Source organism: Mycobacterium montefiorense (genome assembly GCF_025823255.1).
GTDB classification, from domain to species: domain Bacteria; phylum Actinomycetota; class Actinomycetes; order Mycobacteriales; family Mycobacteriaceae; genus Mycobacterium; species Mycobacterium montefiorense.
Genome location: NZ_JACKVL010000007.1, coordinates 44,529 through 63,991, shown reverse-complemented (window position 1 = coordinate 63,991; position 19,463 = coordinate 44,529). Strand labels below are relative to the sequence as shown.

General features: G+C 65.8%; 17 protein-coding genes, 2 tRNA genes and 2 pseudogenes. 13 read left to right on the top strand and 8 right to left on the bottom strand.

The window, feature by feature from the left end; all coding sequences use genetic code 11:
* The first annotated feature begins 146 nt into the window (after nucleotides 1–146).
* Nucleotides 147–476 carry a DUF732 domain-containing protein gene (locus tag H7K34_RS04945; RefSeq protein ID WP_264060685.1) on the top strand — a complete coding sequence of 110 codons (330 nt, stop codon included), beginning with the start codon at nucleotides 147–149 and terminating at the stop codon, nucleotides 474–476.
* A gap of 90 nt (nucleotides 477–566) precedes the next feature.
* Here the strand turns inward: H7K34_RS04945 and H7K34_RS04940 are convergent.
* Nucleotides 567–640: transfer RNA gene (locus H7K34_RS04940), tRNA-Leu, on the bottom strand.
* A gap of 359 nt (nucleotides 641–999) precedes the next feature.
* Between H7K34_RS04940 and H7K34_RS04935 the strand changes: the two genes are divergently transcribed.
* The 5 genes and pseudogenes from H7K34_RS04935 to H7K34_RS04920 all read left to right on the top strand — a co-directional run bounded on the left by H7K34_RS04935 (nucleotide 1,000) and on the right by H7K34_RS04920 (nucleotide 3,953).
* Nucleotides 1,000–1,929 (top strand): PPE family protein, SVP subgroup, encoded by a 930-nt coding sequence (locus tag H7K34_RS04935; protein ID WP_264060684.1) that lies wholly within the window; start codon nucleotides 1,000–1,002, stop codon nucleotides 1,927–1,929.
* Nucleotides 1,930–1,990: 61 nt separating this feature from the next.
* Nucleotides 1,991–3,166 carry a PPE family protein gene (locus tag H7K34_RS04930; protein ID WP_264060683.1) on the top strand — a complete coding sequence of 392 codons (1,176 nt, stop codon included), beginning with the start codon at nucleotides 1,991–1,993 and terminating at the stop codon, nucleotides 3,164–3,166.
* 141 nt (nucleotides 3,167–3,307) lie between these two features.
* Nucleotides 3,308–3,415, top strand: a pseudogene (locus H7K34_RS27040) (WXG100 family type VII secretion target); the annotation flags it as partial.
* Nucleotides 3,404–3,697, top strand: a complete 294-nt coding sequence (locus H7K34_RS04925) for a WXG100 family type VII secretion target (protein ID WP_264060964.1) — start codon at nucleotides 3,404–3,406, stop codon at nucleotides 3,695–3,697. The pseudogene H7K34_RS27040 and the gene H7K34_RS04925, both read left to right, overlap by 12 nt.
* 29 nt (nucleotides 3,698–3,726) lie before the next feature.
* Nucleotides 3,727–3,953: pseudogene (locus H7K34_RS04920) on the top strand (type VII secretion protein EsxI).
* Between the two features lie 143 nt (nucleotides 3,954–4,096).
* On the opposite strand, the gene H7K34_RS04915 reads toward H7K34_RS04920, so the two are convergent.
* On the bottom strand, nucleotides 4,097–6,073 hold the full coding sequence (locus tag H7K34_RS04915; RefSeq protein WP_264060682.1) for a TPM domain-containing protein: 1,977 nt from the start codon (nucleotides 6,071–6,073) through the stop codon (nucleotides 4,097–4,099).
* 65 nt (nucleotides 6,074–6,138) lie between these two features.
* Here H7K34_RS04915 and H7K34_RS04910 point away from each other — a divergent pair, with 65 nt between their 5' ends.
* The 3 genes from H7K34_RS04910 to dnaG are packed head-to-tail and all read left to right on the top strand — an operon-like array spanning nucleotide 6,139 to nucleotide 10,027.
* A complete protein-coding gene (locus H7K34_RS04910) occupies nucleotides 6,139–7,413 on the top strand; it encodes a deoxyguanosinetriphosphate triphosphohydrolase (RefSeq protein WP_264060681.1) in 1,275 nt (424 codons plus the stop codon).
* A 29-nt stretch (nucleotides 7,414–7,442) separates the two neighbouring features.
* On the top strand, nucleotides 7,443–8,048 hold the full coding sequence (sodC, locus tag H7K34_RS04905; RefSeq protein ID WP_264060680.1) for a superoxide dismutase[Cu-Zn]: 606 nt from the start codon (nucleotides 7,443–7,445) through the stop codon (nucleotides 8,046–8,048).
* Nucleotides 8,049–8,092: 44 nt separating this feature from the next.
* A complete protein-coding gene (gene dnaG / locus H7K34_RS04900; RefSeq protein WP_264060678.1) occupies nucleotides 8,093–10,027 on the top strand; it encodes a DNA primase in 1,935 nt (644 codons plus the stop codon).
* Here dnaG and H7K34_RS04895 read toward each other — a convergent pair.
* Complete coding sequence (locus H7K34_RS04895; RefSeq protein ID WP_264060677.1) at nucleotides 10,002–10,280, bottom strand: hypothetical protein; 279 nt, start codon at nucleotides 10,278–10,280, stop codon at nucleotides 10,002–10,004. The genes dnaG and H7K34_RS04895 overlap by 26 nt on opposite strands.
* Nucleotides 10,281–10,453: 173 nt before the next feature.
* On the opposite strand from H7K34_RS04895, the gene H7K34_RS04890 reads away from it, so the two are divergent.
* Nucleotides 10,454–10,526, top strand: a tRNA-Asn gene (locus H7K34_RS04890).
* Nucleotides 10,527–10,684: 158 nt separating this feature from the next.
* Nucleotides 10,685–10,966, top strand: a complete 282-nt coding sequence (locus H7K34_RS04885; RefSeq protein ID WP_165839898.1) for a DUF3349 domain-containing protein — start codon at nucleotides 10,685–10,687, stop codon at nucleotides 10,964–10,966.
* A gap of 43 nt (nucleotides 10,967–11,009) precedes the next feature.
* Here the strand turns inward: H7K34_RS04885 and arr are convergent, their stop codons facing one another.
* The 5 genes from arr to H7K34_RS04860 form a co-directional block, all read right to left on the bottom strand.
* Nucleotides 11,010–11,438: an NAD(+)--rifampin ADP-ribosyltransferase gene (arr, locus tag H7K34_RS04880; RefSeq protein WP_264060676.1), complete on the bottom strand. Its 429-nt coding sequence runs from the start codon at nucleotides 11,436–11,438 to the stop codon at nucleotides 11,010–11,012.
* 10 nt (nucleotides 11,439–11,448) lie between these two features.
* On the bottom strand, nucleotides 11,449–13,095 hold the full coding sequence (locus H7K34_RS04875) for an NAD-dependent malic enzyme (protein WP_264060673.1): 1,647 nt from the start codon (nucleotides 13,093–13,095) through the stop codon (nucleotides 11,449–11,451).
* Nucleotides 13,096–13,187: 92 nt separating this feature from the next.
* Nucleotides 13,188–13,874: a serine O-acetyltransferase gene (cysE, locus tag H7K34_RS04870; RefSeq protein ID WP_264060672.1), complete on the bottom strand. Its 687-nt coding sequence runs from the start codon at nucleotides 13,872–13,874 to the stop codon at nucleotides 13,188–13,190.
* Nucleotides 13,875–13,876: 2 nt separating this feature from the next.
* A complete protein-coding gene (gene cysK / locus H7K34_RS04865; protein ID WP_264060671.1) occupies nucleotides 13,877–14,809 on the bottom strand; it encodes a cysteine synthase A in 933 nt (310 codons plus the stop codon).
* Nucleotides 14,796–16,058: a thioester domain-containing protein gene (locus H7K34_RS04860; protein ID WP_264060670.1), complete on the bottom strand. Its 1,263-nt coding sequence runs from the start codon at nucleotides 16,056–16,058 to the stop codon at nucleotides 14,796–14,798. The genes cysK and H7K34_RS04860 overlap by 14 nt, the downstream gene beginning before the upstream one ends.
* A gap of 371 nt (nucleotides 16,059–16,429) precedes the next feature.
* On the opposite strand from H7K34_RS04860, the gene H7K34_RS04855 reads away from it, so the two are divergent.
* Both H7K34_RS04855 and H7K34_RS04850 read left to right on the top strand, forming a co-directional pair.
* A complete protein-coding gene (locus tag H7K34_RS04855; RefSeq protein ID WP_108925684.1) occupies nucleotides 16,430–17,353 on the top strand; it encodes a family 2A encapsulin nanocompartment shell protein in 924 nt (307 codons plus the stop codon).
* The gene (locus tag H7K34_RS04850; RefSeq protein WP_264060668.1) at nucleotides 17,340–19,253 is read left to right on the top strand and encodes a family 2A encapsulin nanocompartment cargo protein cysteine desulfurase; all 1,914 of its coding nucleotides are present in this window, start codon (nucleotides 17,340–17,342) and stop codon (nucleotides 19,251–19,253) included. The genes H7K34_RS04855 and H7K34_RS04850 overlap by 14 nt, the downstream gene beginning before the upstream one ends.
* Nucleotides 19,254–19,463 lie beyond the last annotated feature (210 nt).

Genomic DNA, 19,463 nt, shown 5'->3' with positions numbered 1-19,463 from the left:
CGTTGCACTGGAACATATCTCGTGCACGACAGCCGGGTGCACAGGCCACAACCGGAGACCGCTCGTTGCGCCGGGGAGACATAATGTCAAGACGAAGTTAGGATTCGGGTCCTGCATGCAGGCAGTTCACCCAAAGGAGTCGACGAATGAAGAACACGGCACGGATGGCGGGCCCGATCGCTGCCGTTGTGGCCGGCCTCCTTGGTATCGCCGCCGCACCGAGCGCGCATGCCGACCCGGCGGATGACACGTACCTGCAGACCCTGCAGCAGCGAGGGCTGAGCTGGGCAAACGGCCAGGACCAGACGATGATCAACGTCGGTCACGCGGTGTGTACGGACTTTGCCGCTGGGGACACGATGGAGCAAACCGTCGGCGATGTGAAGAAGGCACTCGGGGTGAGTAACAACGGTGCGGGCAGCATCGTGGGTGCGGCGGTTGCCGCCTACTGCCCAGAAAACCGCAGCAAGATGTGAGCTGGCCCAAGATCGGCCGCCAGTCACACTTCTTTCGCGTTAACGGGTGATCACACCCAGGGTTGCGCTCGGTGAGCACCACTTTTTGCGTGCCCCCAGTCGGACTCGAACCGACACTGTGCGGATTTTAAGTCCGCTGCCTCTGCCAATTGGGCTATGGGGGCCCCGGCGGCGAATCTAGCGCGCTAGACCAAGACCGCCGACACCGCGTCCCATCCGGCTTTGCCCGAATTCTGGGGGTGCGTGCCGGCCGAGCTTCGCGTACTATCCGCGCGCCGCGCAACATTTAGCGGTATCGCCCCTAGTGTCAGATGACACGGCCATGTCGGTTGCTAGGTGCTTGTTAAAACTGCCTGCGTCGACGTTAAGAGGCCGTAAACGCCCGTCACCCTCGCCATTTCAATCGGGAACTTGGTCAGTGGGGAATTTAGCCTTACGCAATCACACAGCGGCTCGTACGCCCACCACGTAGGTCGACCCAGAGCTTTGGGACGACATGGTTCCAACCCTAGAGGAGCAATGGATGTCCTTCCTGACAACAGTGACTGAAGAGTTGCTAGCCGCGCAGGGGCAGCTAGAAGCGATCAACGCCAACCTGGCGGCACAAAACGCGGGCGCCGCGGCAGCGACCACCGCGGTGGCTCCGGCCGGCGCTGATCCCGTATCGGCCCAGCAGGCGGTGATCTTCTCGGCGTTCGGCACCTCGTACCAGGCGACCGCGGGCGAAGCTCAGACCCAGCTGGAAACGTATGCGACCAACCTGGGAAGCAGCTCCACCAGTTACAGCGACGCCGAGGCCACCAACGCCGCTCAGGCTCTTCTCTCCGAAGCCGACCCGATGCAACAGGCCAGCCTCCTTTCGGATCCGGTGTCGCAGGTAGAGGCTCCCGGTCCCGGCAGCACCGTCCTCGACTGGCTCACCTACCTGCTCGGTGGTACCGGCAACTACACCAACCCGTCGATGCTCGGCGGAGTGTTCGGCCTATCGAGTAACGCGGCGAACATCCTCAACATCGGTGGTGGTAACTGGGCTTCGGCCGCGTCGAACCTGGTCGGTATGGCCGGTGGTGGTTTGCTTCCGGCCGGCAGTGACACCATCGGCGACGCCGCCGCCGCGGCCGGCGCCGCGGACCTCGCCGCCTCGACTACCCCGGTGCCGGTCGGCGCGGCCGGCATGGGAATGCCGGTGGTCGCGGGCTTAGGCCAGGGCACCCTGGTCGGCAATCTGGCGGTGCCCCCGAGTTGGGCCGGCGGCCAGGTCACCCCGGTGCTGGGCACCACCGCTACGCCGCTGCACACGGTGGGCTGGACCGGCGCTGCCCCGCAGGCCGGCGCCGGCATCCCCGGCATGCCCGGCATGGTCGCTCCCGGCGCGGGACGCGCCTCCAGCGGCTTTGGTGCGCCGCGCTACGGCGTCAAGCCGATCGTCATGCCGAAGCCAACGGCCGTCTAGGGCAAAGCACGGACCGTCACGGTTACTGAACAGCTAATTCGGACGAATTTAGGGGAAAGAAATGGTTTTTGAGTTTGCCGCATTACCTCCGGAGATCACCTCGACGCTCGTATACACCGGCCCGGGCTCGGCGCCACTGATGGCCGCCGCAACCGCGTACGCCAACCTGGGCGCCGAAGTGAGCACCACAGCCACCTCGTGGGAGTCGATCGTGTCGTTGCTGACGACAGAGCAGTGGACGGGTGGCGGGTCGGCCGCGGCCGCAACCGCCGCCCAGCCGATCGTGTCCTACCTGACCGACACGGCGGCCGCACTCGAGCAAGCGAGCTCCGCGGCCGCAGCGTCTGCCGCCGCCTTTGAGGCTGCACATGCGTCGGTGGTGAGCCCGGCGCTTGTTTATGCGAATCGCGCCGAGTGGGCGGCCGCATTGGGGGGTCTCCCCTTCACCCTCCCGGAGCTGATGGCGTTGGACATGGAGTACGAGGAGATGTGGGTCCAGGACGCCACCGCGATGAGTGCCTACCAGGCCGCTGCGGAGGCAGCTGCCGCGACCCTGCAGCCGGTGACACCACTGACGACGACCACCAACCCGGCCGGGCCGGCCCTCGAGGATGCCAACAGCGCGTTCCAGGCGGCAGATACCCCGTTCCAGGCGTTGGATGCATTGGATTTGAGCTCGTTGACCGACGCGCTGCAGATCCCCTTCTCGAGCAACAACATTCTGCAATCGATCGACGGCTTCCTCGGTACGCCGTCGGTGCTGAACGCGATCAACGGCGCGGTCAACACCGCGGCCTGGTTCACCATGATCACGATCCCGACCGCGGTATCGCTGGGTCACACGCTGGCCGGTGCCGCGGTGCCGGCAGCGGCGGTTAGTGACGTGGTCCCCGAAGCCGGCTCGGCCGGCGTGGTCGAGGGAACCATGGTCCGATCGGTCGCTCCGGTCGGCGGTCTCGGCGCAGGAGCGATGGGCAGTCTGGGGCAGGCGACCACCGTCGGCAAGCTCTCGGTGCCGGCCACCTGGTCCGCGGCCACCCCCACGGCGGAATTGGCTTCGTCTACCGCTCCGGTCGAGGGCTCGGGCTGGAATGTCCCCGTCGAGGAAACCGGGACGGGCATGGGCGCGCCCGGTATGCCGGGAATGCTGGCCGGGGCCAAGGGCGCCGGTGCCTATGGCGCGGGTCCGCGGTACGGCTTCAAGCCGATTGTCATGCCGAAGCAGGTCGTTGTGTGACGCACCAAAAAAGGGTTCACATGTAACTCGTTGGAGGCTGGCAGTTAACCGCTACGCCGTAATCTGTGCGCTGCGCGGCCACTGCCAGCCGCGAAGACTTCCATGAATTAACGGCATCAACCGAAAAAGGAGAAAGGCAACATGGCAACACGTTTTATGACCGACCCGCACGCGATGCGTGCGATGGCCGGCCGCTTTGAGATGCACGCGCAGACGGTGTCGGATGAGGCTCGCAAGATGTGGTCGTCGATGACCGACCCGCACGCGATGCGTGCGATGGCCGGCCGCTTTGAGATGCACGCGCAGACGGTGTCGGATGAGGCTCGCAAGATGTGGTCGTCGTCGATGAACATCGCCGGCGCGGGCTGGAGTGGTCAGGCTCAGGCCACNTCTTACGACACCATGGGTCAGATGAACCAGGCGTTCACCAACATTGTCAACATGCTGCACGGCGTGCGTGACGGCTTGATCCGTGACGCCAACAACTACGAGACGCAAGAGCAGGCCTCGCAGCAGGCCCTCGGCCACTAGCTGCTACCCAACACCTGAGGACGTAGACAATGTCAATCAATTATCAGTTCGGAGATGTGGACGCCCACGGCGCCCTGATCCGCGCGCAGGCTGCTTCGCTGGAAGCCGAGCACCAGGCCATCGTTCGCGATGCACCCAGTTGGGTCGTAACTTCCAGGTGATCTACGAGCAGGCCAACCAGCACGGCCAGAAGGTGCAGTCCGCGGGCAACAACATGGCCAGCACCGACAGCGCCGTCGGGTCCAGCTGGGCCTAACGCGATTTCGAGCAGTAGGGCTGCACCGATTCGGTGCGCCCCTACTGCTGTTTTGGAATCGTCTGCCGGCTCGGAAGAGTGCGCCACTACCTATTGTTTTGGAATCGTCTGCCGGCTCGGAAGAGCGCGCCACTACGTATTGGTTAGAAGCGTCCACCGCCGCCGATGAAGCCGCCATCGGAGCCGCCCGGCGACGAGCTCGAAGAGCCGCCGAACGACGCGGGGCTCCAACCGCCGAATCCGCCGCGCATGCCCCCGCTGAGGAGGTCTCCGATGATAATGCCGCCGAGTATCGCGCCGGTGTCGTAGCCGCCGCGGGTGTAGGCGCGCTGCGCCGACATCACGTCGGCGTTGGCCAGCGATTGAGCGTTGGCAGCCAGTGTCGATGCCGCATTGGCGTGGGCAATCGCCTCGGCCGGGTTGGTCGGCTTTTGGTCGTTTGCAGCCTCTAAATGCCGTTGGGCTTCAGCGAGCCGGGTTCGAGCGTCGGGTCCGATGCTGCCGCGACGGGTGTCGATGAACTCCGAGACACCGCGCACCCGCGCCTCCGCCGTGAACAACGCTTGCTCGAGTGATCGATTGAGCCGGTCGGCGGCCGCCTGCTCCTTGGCCAGGGTGGCCAACTGCCGGTTGAGGTCGGAGTCCGCCTTGGCCAGCGCGGCGAAGGTGCCCAGGGGATCGACGGATCCACCGCCGGCGGCGGCGACGGCTCTGGTGGCGGCGTCACGGGCCGCCACCAGCTCGCTGGTATGCGCGGATTTGACGCCGTGGCTTTGCAGTTGCTCGGTAGCGTGCGCAATGCCCGCCTTGATGTCGGTCATCACCGACGGCAACCGATCAACGGCACGCCGAATGTCGTTGTCCGCGTTGTCCACCGCGTCGAGCAGCGCGCGGGCTTGCCCGAGCGCCGACTCGGCGGCGCGCACCGCGTCGACCAAACCGCTCTGCTGTCCACTCACGGCCTGGCCGGCCAGCGTCCGGGCCGAGCCGATGTTGCGGTCGGCGAATGCCAATCGCTCCTTGGCGGCGGCGACATTGCCCGACACCGAAGTCAGTGCCGCAGGGCCGAATTCGTTGTTCAACTCGGCCAGCCGCTGTTCGGCCGGCGCGATGCGGGCGGTGAGTTCGACAACCTGCTGGGTCAGCGCGTCCAGCCGCGATGCGGCGTTGACCACCAAATCCCGCAACTGCTCGAACGCCTCGGTCTGGGCTTCCAGCTCGCAGTCGGCGCCGGCCGCCGACACGATCACCTGGGTGAGTAGCTGGCGCTGCTGCGCGGGCGTCTCGGGCGTGTTGTCGTCAAGTTGCTGGCGCACGGTAAAAGCCTGGGACAGAGCTGCTTTGGCGTTGTCGACGGCTCGAGTGAAGGGCTTGGTGCGTTCGGCGCCGAACTCGTCGATCGCTAGGGCGAGCTCGTTGGAGCTCGTCCGCAGCGCGTTGTCGACCTCCACCACCATCGCGCGCGACAGGTCGTCGAGTGCTCCCAGCGGCACGGCGGCGAGTGCGGTCGGGTCGGTGGGGTCGACACGCCGGGCGGCAGCCAATTCGGCGGCGCTGCGTCGCCGGCGGCGATAGCGCATGACGAGTAGCAGGGCGACTACCGCGAGAACTATCACACCGAGTGTGCCCAGCAGCCAGAATCGGTTCGACGAATTCGGTGTCGAATTGAGTCCGTCCGCCGCGGAAACCGCTGCACCACTCCAGTCGCCGTCGCGCAGATCGGGTTCGATCCCGTTATGGCGCAGGTCGTCCACCTGAGTCTGGGTCACGCCTTTGACCCCGGATGGCACCAGGAACGCATAAGCGCGTCCGGTGGTGGCCACCGCGAGCAGCGCGTCGTAGGCGCCCAAATCGCTTTCGTGGACGGTGCGCTGTGCCCAGTCCATCGCGTTCTGGCCGGAGAAGTCCTCGACGTAGACCACCCACAACCGGATGTGGCGGTCGGCGTAGAGCTTGTCGATCGCCGCGTCGACCTCGGCGCGACCGGAGATCGACAGCGCGCCCGCGTTGTCGGTGAGGTACCCCGCCAGCCGGAACGGGGGCTGCGCTTCGACCGGCGGTGCCACCAGCAGCCCGGTGATGAGCATTGTCAGGATCACGCCGAGTAAGCGGGTGCGCATAGGTCAATTTAGCGCCGAGGCGCAGCACGGCCACTTCCCGGCATTCCCTGGCAGACTGTGCGTCGGTGATCACGAACCTGCAAGACCCATACGACGACTTCGACCGTCAACGGCGGGTGGGCGAAGCGCCGAAGACTGCGGGTCTGCCGGGCACCGACGGTCAGCACCGCACCGACTTCGCCCGGGATCGGGCGCGCGTGTTGCACAGTGCCGCGTTGCGTCGCTTGGCGGACAAGACGCAAGTCGTCGGGCCTCGTGAAGGTGACACCCCGCGCACCCGGCTGACGCACTCGCTGGAGGTCGCGCAGATCGGGCGTGGCATGGCGATCGGACTGGGCTGCGATCTCGATCTCGTCGAGCTGGCCGGGCTGGCCCACGACATCGGGCACCCGCCCTACGGGCACAACGGCGAGCGCGCACTCAACGAGGTCGCCGACCAGTACGGCGGTTTCGAGGGCAATGCCCAGAATTTCCGGATCCTGACCAGTCTCGAGCCCAAAGTGCTTGATGAGCAAGGCAATAGCGCCGGGCTGAATCTGACCCGCGCCTCGCTGGACGCGGTCACGAAATATCCGTGGACGCGTCGTGAGGGACGCAAGTTCGGGTTCTACGAGGCGGACCGCGACACCGCGGACTGGATGCGCGCGGGCGCGCCGACGGACCGAATGTGCCTGGAAGCACAGGTGATGGACTGGGCCGATGATGTCGCCTACTCGGTGCACGACGTCGAGGACGGCGTCGTCTCGCAGCGCATCGATTTGCGGGTGCTTGCCGACGACGACGAGGCGGCGGCGCTGGCGAAGCTGGGGGAGAGCGAATTTTCCCGGGTGAGCGCCGACGATTTCATGGCTGCCGCGCGCCGGCTGTCGGGGCTGCCGGTGGTTGCGGCGGTCGGCAAGTACGACGCCACGCTGGCCGCATCGGTCGCGCTCAAGCAGTTGACCAGCGAACTCGTAGGCAGGTTCGCTTCGGCCGCGATCGCCACCACGCGCGCGGCGGCCGGTGCCGGGCCGCTGGTGCGTTTCCAGGCCGAGCTGCAGGTGCCCGACTTGGTGCGCGCCGAGGTCGCCCTGCTGAAAATACTGGCGCTGCAGTTCATCATGTCGGACCCACGGCATCTGGAAACCCAAGCCCGCCAACGCGACCGCATTCATCAAGTGGCGCAGTGGCTGTACGCCGGGGCCCCCCGCACGCTCGATCCGATGTTCGCCTCGGCGTTCACCACGGCCGCCGACGACGGTGCCCGGTTACGGGTCGTCATCGACCAAATCGCCTCCTACACCGAGGGGCGGCTGGAACGAATCGATGCCGGCCCGACGAGCCCGTCACGGCATTCTTAGGCTGGACTACACAAGTTAGGCTGCGGGGCATGAGCACAAACACCACCGTTGCCGCCCTGTTGTCGATTCCGGTCGTGGCCATCGCCGGCTGCAGTTCGCCCCAGCATGCGAGCACCCAGCCGGGCACCACGCCGCCGGTCCACAACGAGCCGCTGCAATCGTCGGCGACACCCAACGCGTCGCCCAGTGGCCAAGCCCTCAGCGCTGCACTCAAAGCACCCGACGGTCGGCAGGTGGCCACGGCCACGTTCGACTTCACCGACGGCTACATCACCGTCACGGTGAAGACGGACACCCCCGGCATCCTGGCACCCGGTATCCACGGAATGCATGTGCACCAAGTCGGCAAGTGCGAGCCGAACTCGGTTGCGCCGACGGGCGGTCCGGCGGGCAACTTCCTGTCGGCAGGCGGTCACTACCAGGCGCCCGGACACACCGGAAAGCCCGAAAGCGGTGACCTGGCGTCGCTGGAGGTGCGTCAGGACGGTTCCGCTTACCTGGTCACCACCACCGATGCGTTCACCAGGGATGATCTGCTGGGCGGGACAAAGACGGCGCTGGTGGTGCACGGCCCCCAGGACACCGACATAGCGATGGACCGCGTTGCCTGCGGCGTGATCGGCCCGGCCAGCTGACCTGGTCGGCTACGCCGCCGGATGCGGCGTCCTAGACTGAGCCGATGGCTGGCCGGATCTCCGATCGTGATATCGCCGCCATCCGTGAACGTGCCCGCATCGAGGAAGTCGTCGGCGACTACGTCCAGCTGCGACGCGCGGGCGCCGACTCGCTGAAGGGCTTGTGTCCCTTCCATAACGAGAAGTCGCCGTCGTTTCACGTCCGCCCCAACCACGGCCACTTCCACTGCTTTGGCTGCGGCGAAGGCGGCGACGTGTATGCGTTCATCCAGAAGATCGAACACGTCAGCTTTGTCGAAGCCGTCGAACTGCTCGCCGACCGGCTCGGCCACACGATCACTTACACCGGCGCCGCGGCCACCAACGTGCAGCGCGATCGCGGCAGCCGCAGCAGGCTCATCGCGGCCAACGCCGCCGCCGCCGAGTTCTATGCGGCCGCGCTGGAGTCCGACGAGGCGGCACCGGCCCGTCAGTACCTGAAGGAGCGGAACTTCGATGCCGAGGCCGCTCGACGCTTCGGTTGCGGATTTGCGCCGTCGGGCTGGGAGATGCTGACAAAACATCTGCAGCGCAAGGGCTTTGAGTTCAAAGAGCTCGAGGCCGCCGGGCTGTCCCGAGAGGGGCGCCGCGGGCCGATGGACCGCTTTCACCGCAGGCTGCTGTGGCCGATCCGCAGCTCGGCCGGTGAAGTGATCGGGTTCGGGGCCCGACGGCTGTTCGACGACGACCCGATGGAAGCCAAGTACGTCAATACACCCGAGACGCTGCTCTACAAGAAGTCGTCGGTGATGTTCGGCATCGACTTGGCCAAACGCGACATCGCCCGGGGACACCAGGCCGTCGTGGTCGAGGGCTACACCGACGTGATGGCGATGCATCTGGCCGGGGTCACCACTGCGGTCGCGTCGTGCGGCACCGCATTCGGCGACGAGCATCTGGCGATGCTGCGCAGGCTGATGATGGACGACAGCTTCTTCCGCGGCGAACTGATCTATGTTTTCGACGGCGACGCGGCCGGCCGCGCGGCCGCGCTCAAGGCCTTCGGCGGTGAGCAGAACCTGGCCGGACAGTCCTTCGTCGCGGTCGCCCCGGACGGCATGGATCCCTGCGACCTCCGGCTCAAGTCTGGCGACGGCGCACTGCGCGACCTGGTGGCACGACGAACCCCGTTGTTCGAGTTCGCGATTCGCACCGCGATCGCCGAGTTCGACCTGGACAACGCCGAAGGCAGGGTCGCCACACTGCGCCGCTGCGTACCGATGGTGGGTCAGATCAAAGACCCCACGCTGCGCGACGAGTACGCCCGCCAACTCGCCGGCTGGGTCGGTTGGGACGACGTCGCGCAGGTCATCGACCGGGTGCGGACCGAGGCGAGGACGTCCAAGGCCCCGGCGACCCGGGGTGGTTCCGCGCCCGCTCCGCGACGTCGCGGTGCCGAGCCGCAGCCGGCGGAAACCCTCCCCGCCGAGCCCGCCGCCGCTCGTCCCGACCCGCGCGACCCGACACTGTGGCCGCAACGCTTGGCGCTCAAGGCGGCGTTGCAGTACCCGGCGTTCGCCGGCCCGGTGTTCGACACCCTGACAGTCGAGAGCTTCACCCACCCCGGGTATGTGGCCGTGCGCGCGGCCATCGAAGCAGCGGGCGGCACGTCTTCGGGTCTCATCGGGGCGGAGTGGATCGACGCGGTGCGCCAGCGCACCACATCGACCCTGACCGCGGGCCTGGTCAACGAGCTCGGCGTGGAGCCGATTCCGAATGAAGATGACGAGAAGCTGCCCCGCTACATCGCCGGGGTGCTGGCTCGTTTGCAGGAAGTCTGGATGGGCCGGCAGATCGCCGAGGTCAAGTCGAAGCTGCAGCGTATGTCACCCATCGAGCAGGGCGACGAATATCACGCGCTGTTCGGCGACCTCGTCGCCATGGAGGCATACCGGCGCAGCCTGCTGGAGCAGGCTAGCGGCGACGATCTGACGGCGTGAGGGCTTCGTCGGCCGGTCGCTCGACTTCGCGCTGCACCACGGCCGTCTCGCTGTCGATCTCGGCCACGGTGACGAACCCCGCGTCGGGTGAGATCCGATTCGCGATCTTTCGCCGGCCGCCTTCGATCACCGACTGCGCCACCGGACTGCTGGTCAGCGCGCGATAGGTACCGACGAGCTGCTCGTATCGGCGACGTCCGGCTTTGGAGCCCAGCACGTAGCCCAGTCCGAGCACGACGACATATCGGATCAAAGCGTCCCTCCCCGACGATGCGGATGGGTCCATCCTGCCTCACGCGGCTGGGTGTGCGCGCGCCCGATCGGTCTAACTGGGCACGAACGGCTGGCCTTGAACTTGGGCGCGGGTGTGCCAGTACGCTAGAGTCGTCCAGCGATCCGCGCCAGAGTTCGTGTGGACCGAGTTAATCCCCTGTAGCTCAATTGGCAGAGCATTCGGCTGTTAACCGAAGGGTTGGTGGTTCGAGTCCACCCGGGGGAGCAAATAACGGCGATGGCTCGGAATTCAACAAGCGTGGAACGTGCGTTGCGCGCACGTCACCGATAGTTCAGTGGCGGCGCGTACGGTTTGGCCGTCGGACTCGTGTGTCCGCACATGACGGCCGGAGGGGGTGTCATCCGGTGCCAATGAGCGGTTTGGTGACCACATTCGACGCCTTCATTCGCGCCGGCTACCCGCAGGGTGTGCCGAAGGCCGACTGTGTCCCGCTGTTGGCGTTGTTGCGCCGCCGGATGTCCGACAACGCGGTGGCGGCGGTGGCCGCTCATGTGGCGGCGCGCGGCGACCTGAACATCGATGCCGCCGATATCGGTGCGGCCATCACCCGGGCTGCCGATGAGCTGCCCTGCGCGGCCGATCTCGAGCGTGTCCAGCGTCGGCTCGCGGCGATCATCGAACTGACCCGGCAGCGCGCGTCCTGATCTAGCGGACTCACCTGCACTCGAAAGGCGTTTGCGCTCAACGCTAGTCGTAGATAACGGCAAGTCCTCGCCGCTCCAGGTCGGCCAGGCTGTCTCGCATGGCTTGCAGCTGTTCGAATGAATGCCCCACCCAGTCCGTGATCTCACCAATGATTTTCACGGGTTCGGTCGTGCGGTAGGAGCGAGTCGGGTTTCCGGGAAACTTTTTGTCGGTCACGTTCGGGTCGTCCTCCAGCGTGCCTTGCGGTTCCACGATGTAGATGCGGCGCTTGCCTTCTCCTTTAGCCAGCTCGGCTCCCCATACCGCGGCATCCAATGTTCGCGTCACGTAAACGTGGTTCGCCAGACGTCCGCCGCCGAAATTGGACCGACAACCCACCACCAGCAGGTCGCCCACCGCAAGGTCGGCCTTGGTGCCGTGCAAAAACGCGCCCGACTCGTGCACTTCAAAAGGTTTCGGCGTGCTCGTCACAGCATCGACGCTAGTCGTATTCGGGTCGCCACATCGTCTCGAGGACGACCTGTGCGACGTCGTTGTGGGTTCGGGTGGCCACTCCGTCGTCGACGGCGGCGTGATAGACGGCCTCGGCGACCGCGGTCGAGACGGCGCATAAGTTCTGCACGTCCGGCAACAGCGAATCCCCGGGATTGGTGGGGCTAGCCTGTCCCGCAATGGCTTTCGCGGCCGCGTGCAACATGGCCCGGGTCAGCCGCTGGGCGCCGGCCACGATAATGCCCAGCCCCAGCCCCGGGAACACCAGCACGTTGTTGGCCTGGCCGATGCTGTAGCTGACACCGTTGTATTCCGCAGCGGCAACCGGGGTTCCGGTCGCAACCAGCGCCCGGCCATGCGACCACTCCAGCACATCGGCCGGCATAGCTTCCATGCGTGAGGTCGGGTTGGACAACGGGAAGATCATCGGTCGTTCGCAGGACGCCGTCATCGCCTGCACGACCTCGCGGTTGAACGCGCCGAACACCGTCGAGCAGCCCAGCAAGAGCGTGGGGGAGGCCAGCTTGATCGCCTCGACGAGCCCGATCCGTTCGTCGGCGGCCACCCCCAGCTGCTGGCGGTTCTTGGCGTAAGGCACCTGGAAATCCCGTAGGTCGTCCATGTCGTCGAACAGCAAACCCTGCTTGTCGATCGCCCAGATCGCGGCGGTGGCCTGCTCGATCGTGGCGCCGTCGTCGACCATCGCGTCGCGGATTTGGTCGGCGACGCCGATTCCGGCAGTTCCGGCGCCGAACACAATCGTTTTCTGGTCGCGCAACGGCACACCCGTGACGTGCGATCCGCCGTGTGCGGCGGCCACCACCACGGCGCCGGTGCCCTGCACGTCGTCGTTGAATACGCAGTAATGGCCGCCGTAGGTCCGCAGAATATTTCGCGCGTTGATCGGGCCGAAGTCCTCGAAATGCAGTATGGCCCGCGGGAATAGCGTGCTGGCGGTCTCGATGTAGCGCTTGATGAAGGCGTCGTATTCGTCGCCCTGGCGGCGTGCGTGGCGATTGCCCAGATAGAACGGATCTTGCAGCAACTGTTCGTTATTCGTGCCGACATCGAGTGATACCGCGATGCAGCGCCGGGGATCGATACCGCCTCCGGCCGTGTAGAGCGCCAGTTTTCCTACCGCGATCTGAATGCCGCCCACACCCCAGTCGCCGATGCCCAGGATGGCTTCGGCGTCGGTGCACACGATCAGGTCGACATCATCGGGACCCAGCCCGAACGTTTGGAAGGCCTCGCGGATCTCACCGGGTTCGTCGATGCTCAGGAACAGCCCGCGCTGGCCGCGGTATTCGTCGGAGAAGCGCTGAATGGCCTCGCCGACCGTGGGTGTGTAGACCACCGGCATCAGCTCGGGCAGGTGGGCTTCGAGCACCTTGTAGTAGAGCAGCTCGTTTCGGTAATGCAACTGCTCGAGCAGCAGGTTTCGACCGAGATCGGTTGCCATGCTTTGCAATTGGTGCCAAACTCGGTCGGCTTGCTCTTCCAGCGTCAGCACCGCGGACGGCAGCCGGCCAGTCAACCCGAGTCGCCGTCGCTCTTCATGGGTGAAGCCGACACCACGGTTGATACTCGGTGATGACATCGCTATCGGAATCCGTGGCACGTGGCCGTCGCCCATCCCCAACCTCCGTCGTCGAGTCGCTACGTCAAGTCACGGTAGCGCTGATAGGGGTGAACGCATCTTGAAAAGCGGCTGACAGCAGGCGTTGTTCAGATGGAGAAGTCTTCGCCGTGCCAGACACCGGCCTCGGGCGGCCGGATCACGCGGCCGGTTTGCGTGTCGTCACCGCTCAGCGCCTCGAGCCGGGCCACTCGGGTGAGCAAGGACTGCAGGCTGACACCCACCAGGTCGGGCATCAGTGCGTCGTCCTCGTTGCCGCGGGCGAGCCGAGTGATGACCTGTCCGGGCACCCCGACCACAACGGAGCTGGTCGGCACCTCTTTGACGACGACGGCGTTGGCGCCGATGCGGCTGTCGTCGCCGATTTTTATTGCTCCGAGGATCTTGGCCCCGGCGCCGATGATCACCCGGTCACCGATCGTGGGGTGACGCTTGCCGATGTCGGCGCCGGTGCCGCCGAGCGTGACGCCGTGGTAGATCGTGACGTCGTCACCAACCTCCGCGGTTTCCCCGATCACTATCCCGGTGGCGTGGTCGATGAACAGTCGCGAGCCGAGGACCGCGCCGGGGTGGATCTCGACGCCGGTGAGGATGCGGGTGAATTCCGCCAAAACGCGTGCGGCTACCCGGGCGCCGCGGTTCCACAGGAGGTGGCTGATCCGGTGTCCCCAGATGGCGTGCACACCGGGGTAGGCGAGGATGACCTGCAGCGTGCCGGGCCGGGCCGGATCTCGCTCCTTGGCCGCCCGGATGTCTTGCCGCATGGTCGCGAACATGGCTAGTCCGCCAAATCGGCGAAAAGCGGCGTGCTCAAATACCGCTCGCCGAAGTCGGGGAGGACGACGACGATCAGTTTGCCGGCGTTCTCGGGCCGGCGGGCCACTTGCAGGGCGGCCACCACGGCCGCGCCCGAGGAGATCCCGACGAGCAGCCCCTCTTCCCGGGCCAGCCGCCGGGCCAGGTCGATCGACTCGTCGTTATCGACGGTGACGACCTCGTCGACCACATCCTCGTCGTACACCAGCGGGATGAATCCGGCGCCGAGGCCCTGGATGGGGTGGGGCCCCTTTTTGCCGCCGGACAACACCGGTGACGCGGCCGGCTCGACCGCGATGAACTGCACGGACGGCTTGCGCTCCTTGATGACCTGGGCCACCCCGGTGATGGTGCCCCCGGTGCCCACCCCGGCCACGAAGATGTCGATCTTCCCGTCGGTGTCCCGCCACACCTCCTCGGCGGTGGTCTTGCGGTGGATCGCGGCGTTGGCCGGGTTCTCGAACTGTTGCGGCACGAAATAGCGCTGGTCGCTCTTCGCCAGCTCCTCGGCCTTGGCGATGGCGCCCGGCATGCCCTCCGGGCCCGGGGTGAGAATGATTTCGGCGCCGTAGGCGCGCAACATCTTGCGGCGCTCGATACTCATCGTCTCCGGCATGGTCAGCACCAGCTTGTAGCCACGGGCCGCGGCCACCATCGCCAGCGCGATGCCCGTGTTTCCGCTCGTCGGCTCGAGGATGATGGTGTCGGGGTTGATCAGCCCCGCCTCCTCGGCGGCGTCGATCAGTGCCAAGCCCAGGCGGTCCTTCACGCTGTTTGCCGGGTTGAACGATTCCAGCTTGGCGACAACGTCTGCGCCCGCGCCGTCGGTGACCCGGTTCAACCGGACCAGTGGGGTGTTGCCGACTAGTTGCGTGATGTTCTCAGCGATGGTCACAGACGCCATTCCAGCGAATGTCGAAGTGGATTGCAACGTCGGAGGGCACGGCGAGGGCGACCGGAGTGAATTGTTCGGGTGCCTGCGGCGCCACTCCGGTCAGCACTCTGCCGACGAGTCGGTCCGGAGTTGTTGCGGTCAGGGTTGTCGCCGAGGTGCCCGGCGCCGGGCGCAGGTAGAAGTCCGTATCCGGGTCGACCACCCCATCAATGGCGAAGCCGTCGGCGTCAATCAGCGAGTGGCCGTCGGAGACATTGAGCGCCAAGGAGATTCGCGCCCGAAATGGGCCCACCAGCTCCGGCCCGGCGGTGGCCTCGGTATCGACGAGGAGCGGCTCGTCGGCTTCCTGCGGTTGCTTCAGCGCACCGGAGAGCAGGTAGTTGTAGAGGTGTACAACGCCATCGGCGTTGCGGTAGTGGCGAGTACCGGTGAGCCAGAAGGCCACGTGGCCGACTCTGGGTGTGGTGCCGGCCGCTGTCTCGGCGATGAGCCGGTAGTAGCGGTAGCCGCGTCCGCGGTGGCCATGGCTGCTGCTCGACAACGTGCTGCCTATTCCCAGCGCGCGTTGGTGACGACCCTTGGTCGGGCCCGTGGTCAGCTGCGAACCGGAAACATGTTGCCAGTCAACGCCATTGGCGGACTTCTGCAGGCGTAGCGTGACGGTGCCATCGGTCCACACCGAGTAGCCGCCGAGCTGGGGTTCGCCGTCGAATTCGAAGGTGATTACCGGTCCGGGTGCCCGGTGCACCGCGACGGGAATGTTGAGCGGCTGGGTGTCCAGAGCCAAGCCGTTGGTCAGGTACCAGATCGCAGCCTGAGTAGCAGCGATGGCTTCGTGTTCATCGAGATTGGCGTGCCCCAGCGGGTAACCGGCCTCGCGTAGCCGTTGACTCAGCTCCGCGGTCGTGCGCATCGGATACGATTGGCGCAGAATCCAATCCACCTCGGCTTCATAGTCGCGACTGCGCAGATGCGGCAGCGCGGACCAGCTCCCCATGCGGTAGCGCGACGGCAGGTGCGGTGCAATGCCGCCGAAGTCCAGTGAATAGGCGCGCAGATTGGGATGCAGGCGGATCAGGTCGGTCCGCGCGGTGCTGCCGTCGCTGAACACGATCCTGTCGACCGTGTGGGAGTAGGTGCCGCCGCGGTAGCGGGTCATGTGCGGTAGTTCGGTGGCCGGCCGGACCACAATGCGCTGGCGAGTCGCCACCGGCGCCAAGGCGCGGCTGGGTATGGATAACACGGTCATAGCTGGTTGTTCTTCCTGAAGCTTTCGACTGGGGCGCGCCTGAAGTACGCGCGGGCCTGTCTGCCCGCCAGCGGGAAAAAAGCGCGACGATTAGAACGTCAGAATTGGGTCGTCAGGTAATCAACAACAGCAACAACAGTCCACGGCAAGGCAGCGCGAAGGAATGAGGCGCAACTGTGCAGCGTGGTGCATGCGACCACTATAGGGCAAGATCCGTTTTGGGTTTGCTTGACCAGTCACAACCACCCCGCTGTACATAAAATCTCGATGAGTTTTACACTTGCCTCGGTTCAGCGCGGCGCCCTCAGTTGGTCGCCGCCTTTTTGGCTCGACACCCGCGCTGGCTACTCGATGACGATGGAAGGATCAAGATGACCTCGGCTCAAAACGAGTCTCAAGCACTCGGGGATCTCGGTGCCAGGCAGCTCGCGAACGCGACCAAGACCGTTCCGCAGCTCTCGACGATCACCCCTCGCTGGCTGCTGCACCTGCTCAGCTTTGTGCCGGTCGAGGCCGGTATCTACCGGGTGAACCGGGTGGTCAACCCCGAACAGGTCGCCGTCACCGCGCAAGAGGGCGCCGCTCTGGACACGCCGCTGTCCGAGACCTTCGTCGACTACGAGACCAGCCCCCGCGAATACACGCTGCGCAACATCTCCACGCTGCTCGACGTCAGCACCCGGGTCTCCGACCTTTATTCGAGCCCGCACGACCAGGTCACCCAGCAGCTGCGGCTGACCATCGAGACGATCAAAGAGCGCCAGGAATCCGAACTGATCAACAGTCCGGAGTATGGGTTGCTGGCCCAGGTGACCCCGGAGCAGACCATCCAGACGCTCGGTGGTGCTCCGACGCCGGACGACCTGGACGCGCTGATCACCCGGGTGTGGAAGACGCCGAGCTTTTTCTTGACCCACCCGCAGGGCATCGCCGCGTTCGGCCGCGAAGCAACCTACCGCGGCGTGCCGCCGGTCGTCGTCAGCCTGTTCGGTGCGCAGTTCATCACCTGGCGCGGCATTCCGCTGATCCCGTCGGACAAGGTGCCAGTCGAGGATGGCAAGACCAAGATCATCCTGGTGCGCACCGGTGAGGAGCGCCAAGGAGTTGTAGGCCTGTTCCAGCCGGGCCTGGTCGGGGAGCAGGCGCCGGGCCTGTCGGTGCGGTTCACCGGCATCAACCAGTCGGCGATCGCGCGCTACCTGGTGACTCTGTACACGTCCTTGGCTGTCCTCACGGACGACGCGCTGGCCGTCCTCGACGGTGTCGCAGTGGACCAGTTCCATGAGTACAAGTGAGTTCCGGTCGGTAGACGCCGAAAGCGACTTGCCTTTGGGCGCTGCGGAACTCGCAGCACTGGCCAGCCAGCTATATGCGGCCAGCATCCGGCCAGGCCCGGACAGCCCACCGCAGGCGGCGCCAGTCGCCCCGCGCGGGAGCGTGCCAGCCACGACTGCGGCCACCTCGGCAGGGCAGACCGCAGCGGGTAGCGCCGATCTGTACTCGGCACCAGTTCCGCTAATCGGTATCACCGACATCTATGTCCCGGCTCCGACTTCGCAACCAGAACCGCCACCGCAGGCGGTGCCGGTCGCTCCGCGCGGCAACGTGCCGGACACGACGGCAGCGCCCTCGGGTGCACACGCGGTCGGCAGCGTCGCCGACCCCTATTTGCCGCCAGCCGATTTCAGTGCGTTCGAGGTTCCCAGCGCGGGCATCGTTCCGACGGTGCCGGGTGTGCTGGCCGGGGCACCGCCGAGCGCTCCGGTGGCACCGCGGGGTTCGGCGCCGTACGCGGGGATCGGGTGGCTGCCCGATGCGCCCTCCGTTGGCGACCTGGGCTGGTCGGATGCGGTGCCCGCCGCGCCGGCGGCGCTGAATGCGCCGGCCGACAACGAGTACAGCTACCACTTCCTGACCTCACCCGTCGCCGAAGCCAACCGGGTGCCGCGGTTGCCGGACGACCACGAAGTGTTCGACGTCAATGCGATCCGGAAAGACTTTCCGATCCTCAAGGAGCAGATCAACGGAAAGCCGCTGATCTGGTTCGACAACGCCGCGACCACGCAGAAACCGCAGGTGGTCATCGACCGGCTGTCGTACTTCTACGCGCACGAGAACTCCAACATCCACCGGGCGGCGCACGAGTTGGCGGCCCGGTCGACAGATGCCTACGAAGAAGCCCGCGAAACCGTGCGGCGGTTTATCGGTGCGTCCAAGGCCGAGCAGAACATATTCGTGCGCGGCACCACCGAAGCCATCAATCTGGTGGCCTATGCGTGGGGTGGCAAGCACTTACTCCCGGGCGACGAGATCGTCATCACCCATTTGGAGCACCACGCCAATATCGTTCCGTGGCAACTACTTTCGCAGCAGACCGGCGCCGTCCTCAAGGTCGCGCCGGTGGATGAAGCGGGCAAGCTGCTGTTGACGGAGTTCGAGGATCTGCTGGGTCCGAAGACGAAGTTGGTGGCGGCGACTCAGGTGTCGAACGCGCTGGGCACGGTGACGCCGGTGGAGAAGATCGTCGAGCTGGGCCATCGGTATGGGGCGCGCGTGCTGATCGACGGGGCGCAGTCGATTCCGCACCTGCCGATCGACGTCGCCGAACTCGGTGTCGACTTCTTTGTGTTCTCCGGCCATAAGATCTACGGCCCCACCGGAATCGGGGTGCTGTACGGGTCTGAGGAGGCGCTGGCCGAGACGCCGCCGTGGCAGGGCGGCGGCAACATGATCGCCGACGTCACCCTGGAACGCTCGCTGTACCAAGGACTTCCGAACAAGTTCGAAGCCGGCACCGGCAACATCGCGGATGCGGTCGGGCTGGGCGAGGCGCTGCGCTACGTCGAGCGAGTGGGTATCGAGCGCATCGCGGCCTACGAGCACGCGTTGCTGGACTATGCGACACCGCGCCTGGCCGACATCCCCGGTGTTCGCCTGGTCGGCACGGCCGACGAGAAGGCCAGCGTGCTGTCCTTTGTGCTGGCCGGCCACGAGCCGCTCGAGGTCGGCAAGGCCCTCAACGCCGAAGGGATTGCGGTGCGCGCGGGACATCACTGCGCGCAGCCGATCCTTCGCCGGTACGGCCTGGAGGCCACAGTTCGCCCGTCGTTCGCCTTCTACAACACATTCGAGGAGATCGATGTGTTCCTCAAGGCGGTGCGCCGGATCGCCGAGGGCGGTGCCAACGTCGGCTGATCAGCCGACGAAATGCTTTTACTGACGACGAGTTAACGCTCACCCTGCACGAAACCCTTGTTTAGGGCTCGGCTCGTCACCGACTGTTGCATTCCGCGGCTGTAGCAATATTCGATCGTGGCCGTGAACGCTCGAGTAGGTGTCGCCTGTGACGGACAGAAGTTCGCATATCGGTTTCAGTCTCGGCGCCGGTGAACGGTCTTTTATCGA